This window comes from Pseudomonas syringae pv. cilantro, assembly GCF_001293775.1.
Lineage (GTDB): Bacteria > Pseudomonadota > Gammaproteobacteria > Pseudomonadales > Pseudomonadaceae > Aquipseudomonas > Aquipseudomonas syringae_P.
This window is the reverse complement of sequence record NZ_LGLN01000077.1, coordinates 182,221-197,399: the sequence shown is the minus strand read 5'-3', so window position 1 is coordinate 197,399 and position 15,179 is coordinate 182,221. Positions and strand designations below refer to the sequence as shown.

Sequence of the window (15,179 nt, the reverse complement as noted above, 5' to 3'; positions counted from 1 at the left end):
TTCATCGGGGAGGCTCGGTGAAAGGTGTTGGGGTATTTTGCCAAATCAGGAAACCTTTTTCAGAGTTTCCCCAAACATGGGTAACTTTACTTAACGGCGCTCTGGCGCTCATCCTTGACGCAGTCGAACACTTCGTCGCGCAGCTCGGGCAGCTCCTTGGCGCAATAATCGCTACCGAGTTTGCCAAGCGCATCGCACATGCCTTCCAGTCGGCCATCCACCGCCTGCAGATGATCGAGCAACTGGCCGATGGCGCGGGCGATCGGGTCTGGCATGTCGCCACTGATCCCATAGGCATCGAAACCGAGCTTTTCCGCCATGGCCTTGCGCCTGGCTTCGGTTTCATCGTCGGACTTGACGATGATGCGCCCCGGAATACCCACGGCAGTCGCGCCCGCAGGCACCGCCTTGGTCACCACCGCATTGGAGCCGATCTTGGCGCCTGCACCTACCGTGAATGGCCCGAGCACTTTGGCCCCCGCCCCTACCACCACGCCGTCTTCCAGCGTCGGATGGCGCTTGCCGGCATTCCAGCTGGTGCCACCCAGGGTCACACCTTGATAGAGGGTGACGTCATTGCCGATCTCGGCGGTCTCACCGATCACGATGCCCATGCCATGGTCGATGAAAAAGCGGCGACCGATGCGTGCGCCGGGATGAATCTCGATACCGGTCATCCAGCGACCGAAGTTGGACACCACCCGCGCCGGCCATTTCCAGCCATTGCGCCACAGAATGTGTGCAAAACGGTGCAGCCAGATGGCGTGCATACCCGGATAGCAGGTCAGCACCTCAAAGGCATTACGCGCCGCAGGGTCGCGATGAAATACGCTTTGAATGTCTTCTCGCAGACGCTCGAACATCACTGATCCTTTCGCTTGTAGGGTTCGCCGCGTGCGACTTTCTGGGTCTCGGTGAGCACACCGCGCAGAATACTCAGCTCGGAGCGCTCGACCTCACTGCGACCGAACAGTCTGCGCAGCCGTGCCATCAGGTGCCGTGGTTTTTCGGGATCAAGGAAGCCAATGTCCACCAACGTGGCTTCCAGATGCCCATAGAAGCCTTCCATCTCGTCCATCGTAGCCAGCTCGGCACTGTGCGCCGACGCCGGTTTTGGCGCATCGCCCCGCTCCGACACGGCCAGCCACGCCATACGCACTTCGTAACTGAGCACTTGCACAGCAGCGGCGAGATTGAGCGAGCTGAACGCGGGGTCCGACGGAATGTGCACATGAAAGTGACAACGCTGCAACTCTTCGTTGGTCAGGCCCGAATGTTCGCGACCGAAGACCAGCGCCACCTCGGCGCCCTCCCCGGCTTGCTCGATGACTTTTTCGCCAGACCCGCGCGGATCGAGCATCGGCCAGGGCAGGCTGCGATCCCGCGCACTGGTGCCGAGCACCAGGCGGCAACCGACCAGCGCCTCTTCCAGCGTCGCAACGACTTGCGCGCCTTCAAGAATATCGGTGGCGCCAGACGCCCGCGCGACGGCATCGGGCGACGGAAAAATACGCGGATCAACCAGTACCAGACGTGCAAGCCCCATGTTTTTCATGGCGCGAGCGGCCCCGCCGATATTTCCGGGATGGGTAGTGCCGACCAGGACAACACGGATGTTCTGCAACAAGGCGAACGCTCACTGACGCGAATTAGGGGGGCAAATCTTACAGAAACGGTCCGCCTAACGCTACGAACCCGTGCACCCGGGATGATGCGAATCCACCCATCGAGTAACAAAAAAAATCATGCCAGGTCGACAGTCGTAACAACGCAAGGCTGGAAATAATTCGAATCAGCCCATAGAATACCCGGCTCTCTTTAACAACCTTAGGTGAATTGTCCATGCAGCCCATGCTGAATATCGCGCTGCGCGCCGCCCGCAGCGCCAGCGAATTGATTTTCCGCTCCATCGAGCGCTTGGATACCATCAAGGTTGACGAAAAAGAAGCCAAGGATTACGTCACAGAAATCGACCGCGCGGCTGAACAGAGCATCATCACTGCGCTGCGCAAGGCCTACCCGACTCACGGCATCCTTGGCGAAGAAAGCGGCATGCATGAAGGCAGCGGCGAAGGCGCAGATTATCTGTGGATCATCGACCCGCTGGACGGCACCACCAACTTCGTTCGGGGCATCCCACACTTCGCCGTCAGCATTGCCTGCAAATACCGCGGCCGCCTCGAGCACGCCGTCGTTCTGGACCCGGTCCGTCAGGAAGAATTCACCGCAAGCCGTGGTCGGGGCGCAGCCCTTAACGGTCGTCGCCTGCGCGTCAGCCAGCGCAAGAGCCTGGAAGGCGCCCTGCTCGGCACCGGCTTCCCGTTCCGTGACAACCAGATGGACAACCTCGAAAACTACCTGGGCATGTTCCGCAGCCTGGTCGGCCAGACCGCAGGCATTCGTCGCGCAGGCGCTGCCAGCCTCGACCTCGCCTACGTTGCTGCCGGTCGCTTCGATGCGTTCTGGGAGTCGGGCCTGTCCGAATGGGACATGGCTGCAGGCGCGCTTCTGATTCAGGAAGCAGGCGGCCTGGTCAGCGATTTCACCGGCGGTCACGACTTCCTCGAGAAAGGCCATATCGTTGCCGGCAATACCAAGTGCTTCAAGGCTGTACTGACAGCCATTGCACCGCACCTGCCTGCTTCGCTCAAGCGCTAAGCTGCAGATATAAAAAAACCGGCTTTCGCCGGTTTTTTTATGCCTTGAAGAAGCTCAGCGGCAGGCGTTATTGCGCCTGACCCAATATCAGCTGACCTTCCTTGTCGACCGGAATCCGGCTGCCCGGATCGCTCGCCATGCGAACCTGACCGACCTTCTCGTTCAGCTTGTACTTGACGTTGTAGCCCACAACTTTGTCGCTTACATCGTTGACCGTTGTGCAACGGTTCTGCGTAGTGGTGTAGGTATCACGCTCCTGCATGCCTTCCTGCACCTTGTTACCGGCATAACCACCGCCGACCGCACCGGCGACAGTAGCGATCTTCTTGCCGTTGCCGCCACCAATCTGGTTGCCCAGCAAACCACCGGCAACCGCGCCAATTACGCTACCGACGATCTGATGCTGGTCTTTGACCGGCGCCTGACGGGTAACGGTTACGTCCTTGCAAACTTCACGGGGGGTTTTGATCTGCTGGTTGATTGGCTCGACTGCCAATACATCCGCATACTCAGGACCACCCTTGACCAAGCTATAGGTGGCAACGGCGCCGCCAGCAGTCACGACAGCAGCACCTAACACAGCACCAACAAGCATAGACTTGTTCACTAGAACCTCCTGACCAATCGAAACGCAGCTTGGCTGCGCAATACCTAGCCTTGGAGCATAAAAAAAGGCGCGAGTTCAGCACTCGCGCCTTTTTTATGATGGGTGGATCTACGGCAGGTCGTCAGCCTTGTCCACAACCACTGGAGGGATAAGATCCTCGGTGGTCAGGTTCAGCCAGATCAGCACCACGTTGGCGATGTAGATCGACGAGTAGGTACCCGCCAGTACACCGATGAACAACGCGATGGAGAAGCCTTCCAGGCTGTCGCCGCCGAACGCCCACAGCGCAGAAATCGCCAACAGGGTCGAAACCGAGGTGGCAATGGTGCGCAGCAGTGTCTGCGTGGTGGAAATGTTGATGTTTTCGATCAGCGAAGCCTTGCGCAGCAGGCGGAAGTTCTCGCGTACCCGGTCGAAGACCACAATGGTGTCGTTCAGCGAGTAACCGATGATCGCCAGTACCGCCGCCAGCACCGTCAGGTCGAAGGTGATCTGGAAGAACGACAGGATACCCATCGTCACCACCACGTCGTGGATCAGCGAGATGATTGCCCCGACCGCGAATTTCCACTGGAAGCGGAAGGCCAGGTAGATCAGTACACCGCCCAGCGCCAGCAGCATGCCTATACCGCCCTGATCGCGCAGCTCTTCACCCACCTGCGGGCCGACGAATTCGACACGCTTGACCACTGCCGGGTTATCAGCGCCCGCCTTGCGTAGCGCTTCAGCTACCTGAGTACCCAGTTGCGGGTCTTCACCCGGCATGCGCACCAGCAGATCGGTCGTTGCGCCGAAGCTCTGCACAACGGCTTCGTGATAGCCCGCCGCAACCAGCTCCTGACGAACCTTGCCCAGATCGGCTGGACGCTCGTAGGTCAGCTCAATGAGCGTACCGCCGGTGAAGTCCAGACCAAAGTTGAGCCCTTTATGGAACCAGCTGAACAACGCCAGTACGGTAAGGAGCATCGTGACGGCGAACGCAACATTGCGAACACCCATGAAGTTGATGGTACGTAACATGGCAGCCCCTTAAATCCACAACTTCTTGAAGTCACGACCGCCGTAGATCCGGTTGACCATAGCGCGGGTCACCATGATGGCCGTGAACATCGAGGTAAAGATCCCGAGCGACATGGTCACCGCGAACCCTTTGACCGGGCCGGTGCCCATCGCAAAGAGAATGCCGCCGACCAGCAGTGTCGTCAGGTTGGCGTCGAGGATCGCCGTGTAGGCTCGATCGAAACCTTCGTTGATAGCGCGTTGCACCGTCATGCCGTTGGCGATTTCCTCACGAATACGCGAGAAGATCAGCACGTTGGCATCCACCGCCATGCCCATGGTCAATACAATACCGGCGATACCCGGCAGGGTCAGCGTTGCACCCAGCAAGGACATCAGCGCCAGCAACATGACCATGTTCAGGGCCAGCGCGACGGTAGCGATCAGGCCGAAGAAACGGTAGATCGCCATGATGAAGATCGAGACGAACAGCATGCCCCACAGGGAAGCGTCGATACCCTTGGTGATGTTGTCGGCCCCCAGGCTCGGACCGATGGTGCGCTCTTCAGCGAAGTACATCGGTGCGGCCAGACCACCGGCACGCAACAGCAGCGCCAGTTCGGAAGATTCACCCTGGCCGTTCAGACCGGTAATCCGGAACTGACTGCCCAGCGGCGACTGGATGGTCGCCAGACTGATGATTTTCTTCTCTTCCTTGAAGGTCTGCACCGGCACGTCTTTCTCGACGCCGTTGACCATCTGCCTGGTGTAGGTGGTAGTCGGACGCTGTTCGATGAAGATCACCGCCATGCTGCGGCCCACATTGCTGCGGGTTGCGCGGCTCATGAGCTCGCCACCATGACCATCAAGATTGATGTTCACCTGTGGACGGCCGTGCTCGTCGAAACTGGCCTTGGCGTCAGTCACCTGGTCGCCGGTGATGATCAGACCACGCTCCACCGCCGCAGCCGGACGACCGCCTTCGCGGAATTCGAACATCTCGGTAGTGCCTTTCGAATCATCCGGGCCTGCGCCCAGACGGAACTCGAGGTTGGCAGTCTTGCCCAGAATACGCTTGGCTTCGGCCGTGTCCTGCACACCCGGCAGCTCGACCACGATGCGGTTGGCACCCTGACGCTGAACCAGCGGCTCGGCAACACCCAGCTCGTTGACCCGGTTACGCACGGTGGTCAGGTTCTGCTTGATCGAGTATTCACGAATCTCGGCCAGTTTGGCCGGGGTCAGCGCCATGCGCAGCACGGGAATACCGTTCAGCTCGGCAGGCGTGATTTCGAAGTCGGTGAAGGTCTTGCGAACCAGCGCACGAGCCTGCTCGCGCTCGGCGTCATCGGTAAAGCCCAGTTGAATCACATTGCCCAGCTGAGGCAGGCTGCGATAGCGGACCTTTTCCTTGCGCAGCAAGGATTTGACTTCGCCTTCGTACACTTTCAGGCGAGCATCGATCGCCTTGTCCATGTCGACTTCCAGCAGGAAGTGCACACCGCCGGACAGGTCGAGACCGAGCTTCATCGGGCTTGCGCCCAGGTTACGCAACCAGGTCGGCGTGGTGCGGGCCAGGTTCAGTGCGACGACATAGTCATCGCCCAACGCCTTGCGCACGACATCCTTGGCCGGCAACTGGTCTTCCTGCTTGCTCAGACGCAACAAACCGCCCTTGCCATTCTCGGCCAGAGAAGAAGCCTTGACCGCGATGCCGGCATCGGTAAGCGCCTTGGCTGCACGATCCACGTCTGCCTGATTGACTTGCAGCGCAGTGCTTGCGCCGCTGATCTGGATGGCAGAATCATCAGGATAGAGATTAGGTGCGGAATAAATAAAACCGACCACCAGCACCGCCAGGATCAGTATGTATTTCCACAGAGGGTATTTGTTCAGCATCACGCCGCCCGCTTAAAACGCGGGGCGCCTTGCGCGCCCCGTCGATGGGTAAAAAGTTGCTACTCAGATCGCTTTCAGGGTGCCTTTGGGCAGAGTGGCCGCGATGGCGCCTTTCTGGATTTTCAGCTCGACGGTGTCGGACACTTCGATGACCACAAAATCGTCGGTCACTTTGTTGATCTTGCCGGCGATACCACCGCTGGTGACCACTTCGTCGCCTTTCTGCAGGTTGCCCAGCAGGTTTTTCTGCTCTTTCGCGCGCTTGGCCTGTGGACGCCAGATCATCAGGTAGAAGATGACCAGGAAGCCGACCAGAAAGATCCACTCGAAACCACTGCCCGCAGGACCGGCAGCCGGTGCAGCAGCATCCGCAAATGCGGGAGAGATGAAAAAGCTCATGTGTCGCTCCAGTTACATAATTAGTATAAAAGCAGGAAAAACTCGTTCTGTTTCAACCCAGAGGCGGCGTTGGAAGGCCGCGTTTGGCATAGAAGGCATCGACGAAGGCGGCCAATGTACCCTGTTGAATAGCCTCGCGCAAACCAGCCATCAGCAGCTGGTAGTGCCGCAAATTGTGGATGGTATTGAGCATGCTCCCCAGCATTTCCCCGCACTTGTCCAGGTGATGCAGATAAGCGCGCGAGAAGTTCTTGCAGGTGTAGCAATCGCAGGTCGGATCCAGCGGCGAATTGTCGTGGCGATGGAACGCGTTACGGATTTTCAGCACACCGGTATCGATGAACAGATGGCCATTGCGGGCGTTGCGGGTCGGCATGACACAATCGAACATATCGACGCCACGGCGCACACCTTCGACCAGATCTTCCGGCTTGCCTACACCCATCAGGTAACGAGGCTTGTCTGCCGGCATCAGGCCCGGCAGGTAATCCAGCACCTTGATCATTTCGTGCTTGGGCTCGCCGACCGACAGACCGCCGATCGCCAGACCGTCAAAACCGATCTCGTCCAGGCCTTCCAGCGAACGCTTGCGCAGGTTCTCGTGCATACCACCCTGAACGATGCCGAACAGCGCGGCAGTGTTTTCGCCGTGCGCGACCTTGGAACGCTTGGCCCAGCGCAGCGACAGCTCCATGGAGACACGCGCTACGTCTTCGTCAGCCGGGTAAGGCGTGCATTCGTCGAAGATCATCACGACGTCAGAGCCGAGGTCACGCTGCACCTGCATCGACTCTTCCGGGCCCATGAACACCTTGGCGCCATCGACCGGCGAGGCGAAGGTCACGCCCTCCTCCTTGATCTTGCGCATGGCGCCCAGGCTGAACACCTGAAAACCGCCGGAGTCGGTCAGAATCGGCCCCTTCCACTGCATGAAATCGTGCAGATCGCCGTGGCCCTTGATGACCTCGGTGCCGGGACGCAGCCACAAGTGAAAGGTATTGCCCAGAATCATCTGCGCACCGGTGGCTTCGATATCACGCGGCAACATGCCCTTGACCGTGCCGTAGGTGCCCACCGGCATGAACGCCGGGGTCTCGACCACGCCACGCGGAAAGGTCAGGCGACCGCGACGGGCCTTGCCGTCGGTGGCCAACAACTCGAAAGACATACGACAGGTGCGACTCATGCGTGATCCTCTGGTGCCGATTCCTGTGGGGCCGTCGGCGCGGGATTGCGGGTGATGAACATCGCATCACCGTAACTGAAGAAGCGGTACCCGTGCTCGACCGCCGCCGCGTAGGCAGCCATGGTCTCTGGGTAACCGGCGAACGCCGAAACCAGCATCAACAGCGTGGATTCAGGCAGATGGAAATTGGTCACCAGGGCATCGACCACATGGAACGGCCGCCCCGGATAGATAAAGATGTCGGTGTCGCCACTGAACGGCTTCAACTCGCCATCGCGCGCGGCACTCTCCAGTGAGCGCACGCTGGTGGTGCCGACCGCAATCACCCGTCCGCCACGCGCGCGGCACGCCGCCACGGCATCGACCACGTTTTGGCTGACTTCCAGCCACTCGCTGTGCATGTGGTGATCTTCGATCTGATCGACGCGAACCGGCTGGAACGTACCCGCGCCGACGTGCAGCGTGACGAAAGCGGTTTCGACGCCCTTGGCGGCAATCGCGTCCAGCAACGGCTGGTCGAAATGCAGCCCGGCAGTCGGTGCGGCCACAGCACCGGCGCGCTCGGCGTAGACGGTCTGATAGCGCTCGCGGTCCGCGCCTTCGTCCGGACGGTCTATATAAGGAGGCAACGGCATGTGCCCGACACGGTCCAGCAACGGCAGCACTTCTTCGGCAAAGCGCAGCTCGAACAGCGCGTCGTGCCGCGCCACCATCTCGGCCTCGCCACCGCCATCGATCAGAATCGACGAGCCCGGTTTGGGCGATTTACTGGCACGCACATGCGCCAGCACACGATGGCTGTCCAGCACGCGCTCGACCAGAATCTCCAGCTTGCCGCCGGACGCCTTCTGCCCGAACAAACGAGCGGGGATGACACGGGTATTGTTGAATACCATCAAGTCGCCCGGGCGCACATGCTCGAGCAAATCGGTGAATTGACGATGTGCCAGCGTGCCCGTAGGCCCATCAAGGGTCAACAGACGACTGCTGCGACGCTCGGCCAGCGGGTGGCGAGCTATCAGGGAATCAGGGAGTTCGAAGGTAAAGTCAGCGACGCGCATGATCGGGTTCGTTTAGCAGGGCCGGGAAGTTTATCCGGTTTGACGGCATTAGTAAAAAACCTGCGTAAATCCCTGTTGACCAACGGAAAACTCATCCTTATACTTCGCCGCCATTGAGCCCTGATGGCGGAATTGGTAGACGCGGCGGATTCAAAATCCGTTTTCGAAAGAAGTGGGAGTTCGATTCTCCCTCGGGGCACCAAAATTGAAAAAAGACCTTGAATTTCAAGGTCTTTTTTTTCGTCTGGTGGAAAGCTGGCGTGATGGGTTTGGCCAGCCTCACCCGGTGCGCGAGGATGTATATCACTCTCGGGCCCTAAAGCCGTTTCACTGCAACCCGTCGCAGTGGAGAAAGCGTCCGGGCTACCTGCGCGTCAACAGGTCAAGGTTTTTAATCTTTTGCCCTGAAAACAACAATCCCCGGCTTTCTCGCCACATACTCAAAAAAGGGTGAGTCCACTACTTTTTCATTTTCCTTTCGTGAAGACGCATTTCGTAGAACAGGGCCCTTGTCAGTCATGATAAAAACACCGACATGAGTCACATCCATGCCAGGAAGACTGGCGTAAATACCAATGTAATCACCTGTCCTCAGTTGACCCACAACCTTATTATCAACAAGACCGCTCGGGATATAGGTGATACTGCGTTTAACGACTGGCAATCCAGGAATATAGGTCTTGCCGTTGGACCTTTCGTTAAGGCGCTTTTCAACACGTACTGTATTCGAGCTTACCTGCGTAGTAATCTCATCCGCCAGATTCTGCGCTTGACTGTAAGCCCAGTCAGTAAAAAAATGCTTGCGCTTCAAAAAATCAACGTCACCGTCATGATAACGCGTCTGAATTAAATTTTTTACAAACGTCTGCCGCGATGTCGATTTTCGTAACGCCTCTACATAGTCCAGATACGTAAAACAGTCCAGACCTCTGAAGTCGATGACTAGTTGTTCAGGTGTATGTTCTGCACCCTGCAACCTGTTGGCGCGATACGGTGTCCCCAAGAACTTCTCCGAGATCAAGTCAATCATCTGACCTTTATCAAGGTTACGGCTGCTGGCCTTGGCCTCCAGAACAGAGTCCAGTTTTTTCGACGTGTAAGCGTCCAGGTTGACGGGAACCGGTTTTTCAAGTGCTGCCTGAGTATCAGAAATATTACTTCTTATCTCCTTCCCTGAAAACCCGCAGCCTGCTAACAGGGCAGAACTTAAAACCAAAACAGCTAGCTTTTGCACTTAATCCACCATCATTCCAATAAGCGCATCATGCACCGCCCATAAACCGAATCCCAAACCTGCCTTCAACCTCAGGCCAAACGCATTACGCTTGACGCCTGATAGCGTCAACTTATAAAGGGTGGCGCGCCTGAAGACACCTTAAAAAGATTTCATTTTTACAACAAAGTCAGTATAAAACACACACTACAACGCAACGCACTCGCTGGGAAAAAGGCAGCAACCCAGCAGGTTTCGGCAACGCCGTGCTGGGCCAGAACAGGCAACGCTATCAGCTTGTGGAGGTCATGGCGCCGTGTGCTCGACTTTTCTTTGGAACTGGGGAGTTTGCATGGGCCATGCACGCACGCCTGCACCTCCAGTGTGCGGAATGGTCAAAACCAAAACCACACGATCGTGGAAAGCTGCGTACAAAGCCCTTTACGTCAAGTTACCGGAGTGACGTGCATCCACTTTCCTGAACGAATACCAACACCGTCAAGACTCCCGCAGAAAAGTTCTTGGATCACTCGCACGCAACTCAGCATTTATTTCCTGCAACGTCTCAAGACTCAGAGTATTCAAGGGCGCACCACTGGACATCTCCGAAACCCGTTCAAGAAGATTGGTGCGAAACCGGGCAATCGCGGAGGCATCTAAATACTCGGCTTTTTCTTTCTTGCTCGTTTTCAGCCTCACGAGGAGATCTTCGGGCAGTTTTATATTTTTGAGCTCACACCCTAGATGGAGCGTTACAAGGTCGCCAAGGGTTCTGACCTCCACCTCTTTGATTTTTCCACCGTCTGGCCCTCCCGCCAAGCGATGCTCATTTGCTTTGTACATAAACCTGTTATTTTTACCAGGTATCGATGTACTGATCTCATGAGCAGAAAGACCTTTGACTTTTTCGAACCCAAAAACCAAGGGCACCACGGTTCCACGATTCAACAGACTCAGGTAAGGAGCCTTGCCGCTTTCCAGCTCGGATTGCAACGTATGCGCAGCCTGGTGAAAAAAATCCTGTAGTTCGCTATCAACCAACACTTTTGTGCTATCACCCTGCCTCAGGGTTATAGAAGCCGGTAGTTTCAGCGCGGACGAACCCTGCCCCAAAGGCGCTTTGGTAAACGCCTGCCCAGCACCTTTTAAAATATATTTATCATGGAGAAAGCGCTGTAACCAAGCACCGCCCTCGCGGGCAGCTTGCTTCAGATCGGAAACTTCTATAGTTACCGTACCGGGCAGTGTTGGCAGCGGTTTCCCATTGCTCGCGGCATGAGTGATCACTTGACTGAGACGATGCTGTTGAGCCCGAGAAGAAGCATTGCTGACATTTACCCCTTTCCCATTGGCGTAAAGCCTTGGTTTGACCCTCAGATTCAACCGTGTCGTTTCGTCTTTGTCGCTTTCAGGCGTTCGATCCGAGAAAAACACCATGCGCTCCAAGGACTCCCGACCGCCTTTCGGATCGTTGACCCCTCCTTTGAGTGACCCAGATTGCAAAATCTCCAAACCCCAGGGTGTTCCGTGCAAGGCTTCTGGCTTCATGTAGCCTATTGGTGCGGTAGGGCTCAGGGATTGCAGCAAGGCCATGCGCATGCCAGACCTGCTTTGCTCATCGATATCTCGCATCGTGTCGAGCACATCAAGGGGCGAGCGCTTCTCATTGTCCAGTTCGTTTATGCGCACGCCTTCGTTACGCAGTTGCGTTACGCGCGCGCTATCGCCACTCAAGACGGCTGCGTGCATAGCTGGCAAATTAGACGCGGCTTCACCCTCGCCCACCAGCAACGGTTGAATTGAATGGGATAAGGGTCTGATGGGATTCATAGAAATCTCCTGAGTCAAATATTGAAAAATGCACCTGATCCACCACTACGCCGCTGACCACCAACGGTTTTAGTCACACTCAACTCTGGGTTGAGCCAGTCTCCATGAAAAGATCAATGAAGCTCATTCAGACTTCACCCATCTTGCTGAGGCATACCTTGGGAAGAAGCGACCAGACTTGTTCAACTAACGCTCGAACCAGACAAGCATTTGCCTCGACTCCATTGGCACCCAGCGACATGGCAACCCGATAGTCGCGATTTCCATCTGCAATGCACACCTACGAATGCTCAGTTCGTACCTCAGTGAAATTGACCGGGCCATCGCTAGATTAAGGCAGGCTTCTTGCCAAGTTCAGCTGTGCAACTGCCCCTTCTAGCCTTCCCTGTCAATGCGCCCTGGCAATCCCGAACTGATCCAGCACCGGATCGACGTTATGGTCGAACGCTTTCTGGTAGTGTTTCTTCTTGACCGCATCGACAATCGCGGAAATACCGAAGCCTAATGCCATGGCGCCATCGATGGCCCAGCCGACGATCGGGATGGCAGCGCCCAGGGCTGCACCTGCAGCGAGACCGGTCGCTTCGCCGGCAACCAGGCCGACGGCACGGCCTATCATCTGTCCGCCCAGACGACCGAGGCCAGCGGATGCCTCACGGCCCATCATCTTCGCGCCTACGTCGACGCCACCTTTGATCGCTTCTGCGCCCAGTTTGGTGCTGTCGTAAATAGCGGCTGCCGCGCCAACCTTGTTACCCTCGGCGAGCATGCTGGACACCGACGCAAAGCCCATGACCGACCTGAATGCCTTGCCCCCCAAACCTTCCGCAGCGAGCTGAGAAGCCAAAGAGGGCCCACCCTCCCCATCGCTTTTGCCTTCCAGCAACTTGCGGCCCTTTTTGGAGTTCTGCAGCTCCGTCAAGGTGCTGGCCGTGTATTTTTCACGCTGCTCATTGGCGAAATCAGCGGGCAAGACACTTTCGTAAACAGCTTTCTGACTATCTGCGGTTTGCAGCGCCTCAGCGGCATCAGACTTCTTCTGACCCAGCAATTGCTTGAGCGCGCCACCTTCGCTGAAATTACGCGTGTAAGAGTTCTTGATTGCGGTTTGCAGTTCAGGCTTGGCGCTCACCACCTGCTCGGCAGTCGGTACCTGAGTGTCGGGAAACAAGTCTTTTTGCAATTGCAACTGGGCAGACAAACCACCGATGGCACTACTGTAATCGGCATTCGGCTTATGTTTGTCGACGGCCTTGTCTGCCGTCGCCATGTCATTCTGAAGCGCCTTGCCGCTGTTGACGTTTTTCGCTTGTTCGATGACAGCGCTTTTCAGCGCAGAATCACTGTCCACCAAGCTGCGTTCCTGTTCCGGAATGCTTTTGTTGAGGTACGCCTGAACGTCCGGATCGGTCTGTAGCTGAGCGATTTTCTTATTCAGCCCCGCCTCGGTTTTTTCAGTATTGTGCAGGCTGCGCCCGGCGATCACGCTTTGCTGGGTTTGCTGCAACTTAACCATCACCGCGGCTTTCTGCGCGCCGGTGTAGGACTTGGGATTTGCGAAAACATCCGCATCGAGCTTGCTGATGTCGATCCCCTCGACCGAGTTCAGGGTTGCCGCGTCGCTGAGCATGCTGGCGAACTGACCACCGTTGGTAGGTGCGCTCTTCCTGATCCACTCACTCAGGTTGCTCGAATCGAATACCTTGTCAGGACTGTGGGCCGCCTTCTTGCGTCCGGTCAGGCCCGCCTCGTCAACCTGACTGAGAAAGCCCGGTTGCGACCAGGTGCTGCACGACTGTTTGAGCGCGCCCGACAAGCCAGGATTGTCGCTAGCCAGACCTTGCAAACCTTCGGCGCTGACGTTGCCGTCCACCTTGGTCTGGTCCGTCGCGCCCAATGCGTGATGAGGGTCAGCCGCCACGGCCAGCGGCATGTTGGCGCGCATCACCGCTGCGTTGCGCACCATTTCCAGGGATTGTGGATCAGCACCCGGGTTGTCTTCCGTGTACTTGGCCAAATCCTTGTCGGCGTTGTCCGCCGCCTTTTCCATATTCTTGGCAAAGGTTTTGAGGTCTTTATTGGTGATCTTGCCATCCGCACTGCCGCCCTGCGCGACATCCACTGCGGTTTTCAGTGCCGGGTTGGCATTGATGAATTCCATCGCTTTCTCAGCGTCGGGGCCTTTCTCTCGGGCCATCCAGGCCGCCGCAATGGGCCGGTTGAGCTCTTTGGCCGCCTGCTCGCGTTGTTCGGGCGGCAAATGGGCGACCATAGGCTCCCAACGTTTCAACGCCTCGGGGGAGGAATACTTGGAGTTATCGAGAAACGCTGCATCGGAAGCGCTGGGGGCGTTGGCCGGATTGGACGCGTCAGTGGGTGACGAGGACGTTGTCGACGTGACCGGTTCGGGCGGATTGATATCGAACGAGCTGTCCGAGTCGACGCTGGAGGAGCTACTGCTCCGGGTCAGCAAGCTCATCAGCGATGAAGCAGTGGAGTCGGCGTCAGAAAAAAAGGAATCACTGTCGTCGCTGGTCTGCCCGAAGTCCACGTAAGCGGAACCGCCGATGCTCGGCGACAGAGAGGCGCTGGCAAATGCCGTTTCGCCATCCGGTCCGCCAGAGGTGGGTTGATTAGCAATACCGCCAAAGGAAGAACTGGATATACGCATGGTTGCCATCCAAGTGGTGAAGGATGGCAACTGTGTGGTTTCGGGCGTGAGTTGGTTCCAGACATACCCCCATTCAGGCGAACGGATCGATCTGTTGCTTCAACTGCACGCGCGCCCGGGAAAGCCGCGAGCGCACAGTGCCGATCGGAACACCCAGCGTGTTCGCCGTTTCCTGATAATTGCCGTCCATTTCAAGCGACACTTCCAGGACTTTTTGCATGTTCGCCGGCAAGCAGTCGATGGCCTCGATGACGCGTGCCAACTGCCGGTGTCCGTCTACCTGATGAGTGATGTCGTCATTCCACTCCAGATCGGTATGCACTTCGTCTTCCCAGCTTTCCTGATAAGGCTGGCGGTACATTTTGCGGAAGTGATTGCGGATCAGGTTCAGCGCAATGCCACACAGCCAGGTTTGCGGTTTGCTGGCATGCTGAAACTTGTGCTCATTGCGTAACGCCTCGAGAAACACGCATTGCAGAATGTCATCGACATCATCAGGGTTCATCACGCGCTTCTGGATAAACGCTCTGAGCATCTGAATCTGATCGGCCGTCAACTGCCGAATGCCAGTGGACGAAGAAGGTTTGCGTGACTGGGTTGCATCAAGGATCACAAGGTTCTGGAACATGGTCTTGCCTCATTTGATGGTGTGCAAC

The 15,179-nt window shown here is 57.1% G+C and carries 13 protein-coding genes and 1 tRNA gene; 2 read left to right on the top strand and 12 right to left on the bottom strand.

What is annotated here, in order from left to right:
* Positions 1-86 precede the first annotated feature (86 nt).
* Complete coding sequence (gene cysE / locus ABJ99_RS21555; RefSeq protein WP_054087522.1) at positions 87-863, bottom strand: serine O-acetyltransferase; 777 nt, start codon at positions 861-863, stop codon at positions 87-89.
* Positions 863-1,627 carry a tRNA (cytosine(32)/uridine(32)-2'-O)-methyltransferase TrmJ gene (trmJ, locus tag ABJ99_RS21550; RefSeq protein ID WP_054087521.1) on the bottom strand — a complete coding sequence of 255 codons (765 nt, stop codon included), beginning with the start codon at positions 1,625-1,627 and terminating at the stop codon, positions 863-865. Before trmJ ends, cysE begins: the two co-directional genes overlap by 1 nt.
* A 215-nt stretch (positions 1,628-1,842) precedes the next feature.
* Here trmJ and suhB point away from each other — a divergent pair, with 215 nt between their 5' ends.
* Complete coding sequence (gene suhB / locus ABJ99_RS21545) at positions 1,843-2,658, top strand: type III secretion system regulator SuhB (protein WP_054087520.1); 816 nt, start codon at positions 1,843-1,845, stop codon at positions 2,656-2,658.
* Positions 2,659-2,725: 67 nt separating this feature from the next.
* Here the strand turns inward: suhB and ABJ99_RS21540 are convergent, their stop codons facing one another.
* The 6 genes from ABJ99_RS21540 to queA all read right to left on the bottom strand — a co-directional run bounded on the left by ABJ99_RS21540 (position 2,726) and on the right by queA (position 8,809).
* Entirely contained in the window at positions 2,726-3,265 is a 540-nt protein-coding gene (locus ABJ99_RS21540) for a glycine zipper 2TM domain-containing protein (RefSeq protein WP_054087519.1), read from the bottom strand.
* Positions 3,266-3,373: 108 nt separating this feature from the next.
* On the bottom strand, positions 3,374-4,285 hold the full coding sequence (gene secF / locus ABJ99_RS21535) for a protein translocase subunit SecF (RefSeq protein ID WP_007248507.1): 912 nt from the start codon (positions 4,283-4,285) through the stop codon (positions 3,374-3,376).
* Between the two features lie 9 nt (positions 4,286-4,294).
* Entirely contained in the window at positions 4,295-6,163 is a 1,869-nt protein-coding gene (gene secD, locus ABJ99_RS21530) for a protein translocase subunit SecD (RefSeq protein WP_054087518.1), read from the bottom strand.
* A 63-nt stretch (positions 6,164-6,226) separates the two neighbouring features.
* Complete coding sequence (gene yajC / locus ABJ99_RS21525; protein ID WP_002552468.1) at positions 6,227-6,562, bottom strand: preprotein translocase subunit YajC; 336 nt, start codon at positions 6,560-6,562, stop codon at positions 6,227-6,229.
* Positions 6,563-6,614: 52 nt separating this feature from the next.
* Complete coding sequence (gene tgt / locus ABJ99_RS21520) at positions 6,615-7,730, bottom strand: tRNA guanosine(34) transglycosylase Tgt (protein WP_122235126.1); 1,116 nt, start codon at positions 7,728-7,730, stop codon at positions 6,615-6,617.
* Between the two features lie 14 nt (positions 7,731-7,744).
* Positions 7,745-8,809, bottom strand: a complete 1,065-nt coding sequence (gene queA, locus ABJ99_RS21515; protein WP_054087516.1) for a tRNA preQ1(34) S-adenosylmethionine ribosyltransferase-isomerase QueA — start codon at positions 8,807-8,809, stop codon at positions 7,745-7,747.
* 117 nt (positions 8,810-8,926) lie between these two features.
* Here queA and ABJ99_RS21510 point away from each other — a divergent pair.
* Positions 8,927-9,011 (top strand) — tRNA-Leu (locus ABJ99_RS21510).
* A gap of 189 nt (positions 9,012-9,200) precedes the next feature.
* On the opposite strand, the gene ABJ99_RS21505 is transcribed toward ABJ99_RS21510, so the two are convergent.
* The 4 genes from ABJ99_RS21505 to ABJ99_RS21490 all read right to left on the bottom strand — a co-directional run bounded on the left by ABJ99_RS21505 (position 9,201) and on the right by ABJ99_RS21490 (position 15,151).
* A complete protein-coding gene (locus ABJ99_RS21505; RefSeq protein ID WP_054087515.1) occupies positions 9,201-10,043 on the bottom strand; it encodes a DUF1460 domain-containing protein in 843 nt (280 codons plus the stop codon).
* A 477-nt stretch (positions 10,044-10,520) separates the two neighbouring features.
* Entirely contained in the window at positions 10,521-11,852 is a 1,332-nt protein-coding gene (locus ABJ99_RS29340; RefSeq protein ID WP_054087514.1) for a hypothetical protein, read from the bottom strand.
* A gap of 388 nt (positions 11,853-12,240) precedes the next feature.
* Positions 12,241-14,523, bottom strand: a complete 2,283-nt coding sequence (locus ABJ99_RS21495) for an HrpF/NolX family T3SS translocon protein (protein WP_054087513.1) — start codon at positions 14,521-14,523, stop codon at positions 12,241-12,243.
* A 73-nt stretch (positions 14,524-14,596) separates the two neighbouring features.
* On the bottom strand, positions 14,597-15,151 hold the full coding sequence (locus tag ABJ99_RS21490; RefSeq protein WP_007248498.1) for an RNA polymerase sigma factor: 555 nt from the start codon (positions 15,149-15,151) through the stop codon (positions 14,597-14,599).
* Positions 15,152-15,179 lie beyond the last annotated feature (28 nt).

Coding starts and splice junctions, on each gene's coding strand:
- cysE (WP_054087522.1), bottom strand. CDS start 863: ATGTTCGAGCGTCTGCGAGAAGACATTCAAAGCGTATTTCATCGCGAC.
- suhB (WP_054087520.1), top strand. CDS start 1,843: ATGCAGCCCATGCTGAATATCGCGCTGCGCGCCGCCCGCAGCGCCAGC.
- secF (WP_007248507.1), bottom strand. CDS start 4,285: ATGTTACGTACCATCAACTTCATGGGTGTTCGCAATGTTGCGTTCGCC.
- secD (WP_054087518.1), bottom strand. CDS start 6,163: ATGCTGAACAAATACCCTCTGTGGAAATACATACTGATCCTGGCGGTG.
- yajC (WP_002552468.1), bottom strand. CDS start 6,562: ATGAGCTTTTTCATCTCTCCCGCATTTGCGGATGCTGCTGCACCGGCT.
- tgt (WP_122235126.1), bottom strand. CDS start 7,730: ATGTCTTTCGAGTTGTTGGCCACCGACGGCAAGGCCCGTCGCGGTCGC.
- queA (WP_054087516.1), bottom strand. CDS start 8,809: ATGCGCGTCGCTGACTTTACCTTCGAACTCCCTGATTCCCTGATAGCT.
- ABJ99_RS29340 (WP_054087514.1), bottom strand. CDS start 11,852: ATGAATCCCATCAGACCCTTATCCCATTCAATTCAACCGTTGCTGGTG.
- ABJ99_RS21495 (WP_054087513.1), bottom strand. CDS start 14,523: ATGCGTATATCCAGTTCTTCCTTTGGCGGTATTGCTAATCAACCCACC.
- ABJ99_RS21490 (WP_007248498.1), bottom strand. CDS start 15,151: ATGTTCCAGAACCTTGTGATCCTTGATGCAACCCAGTCACGCAAACCT.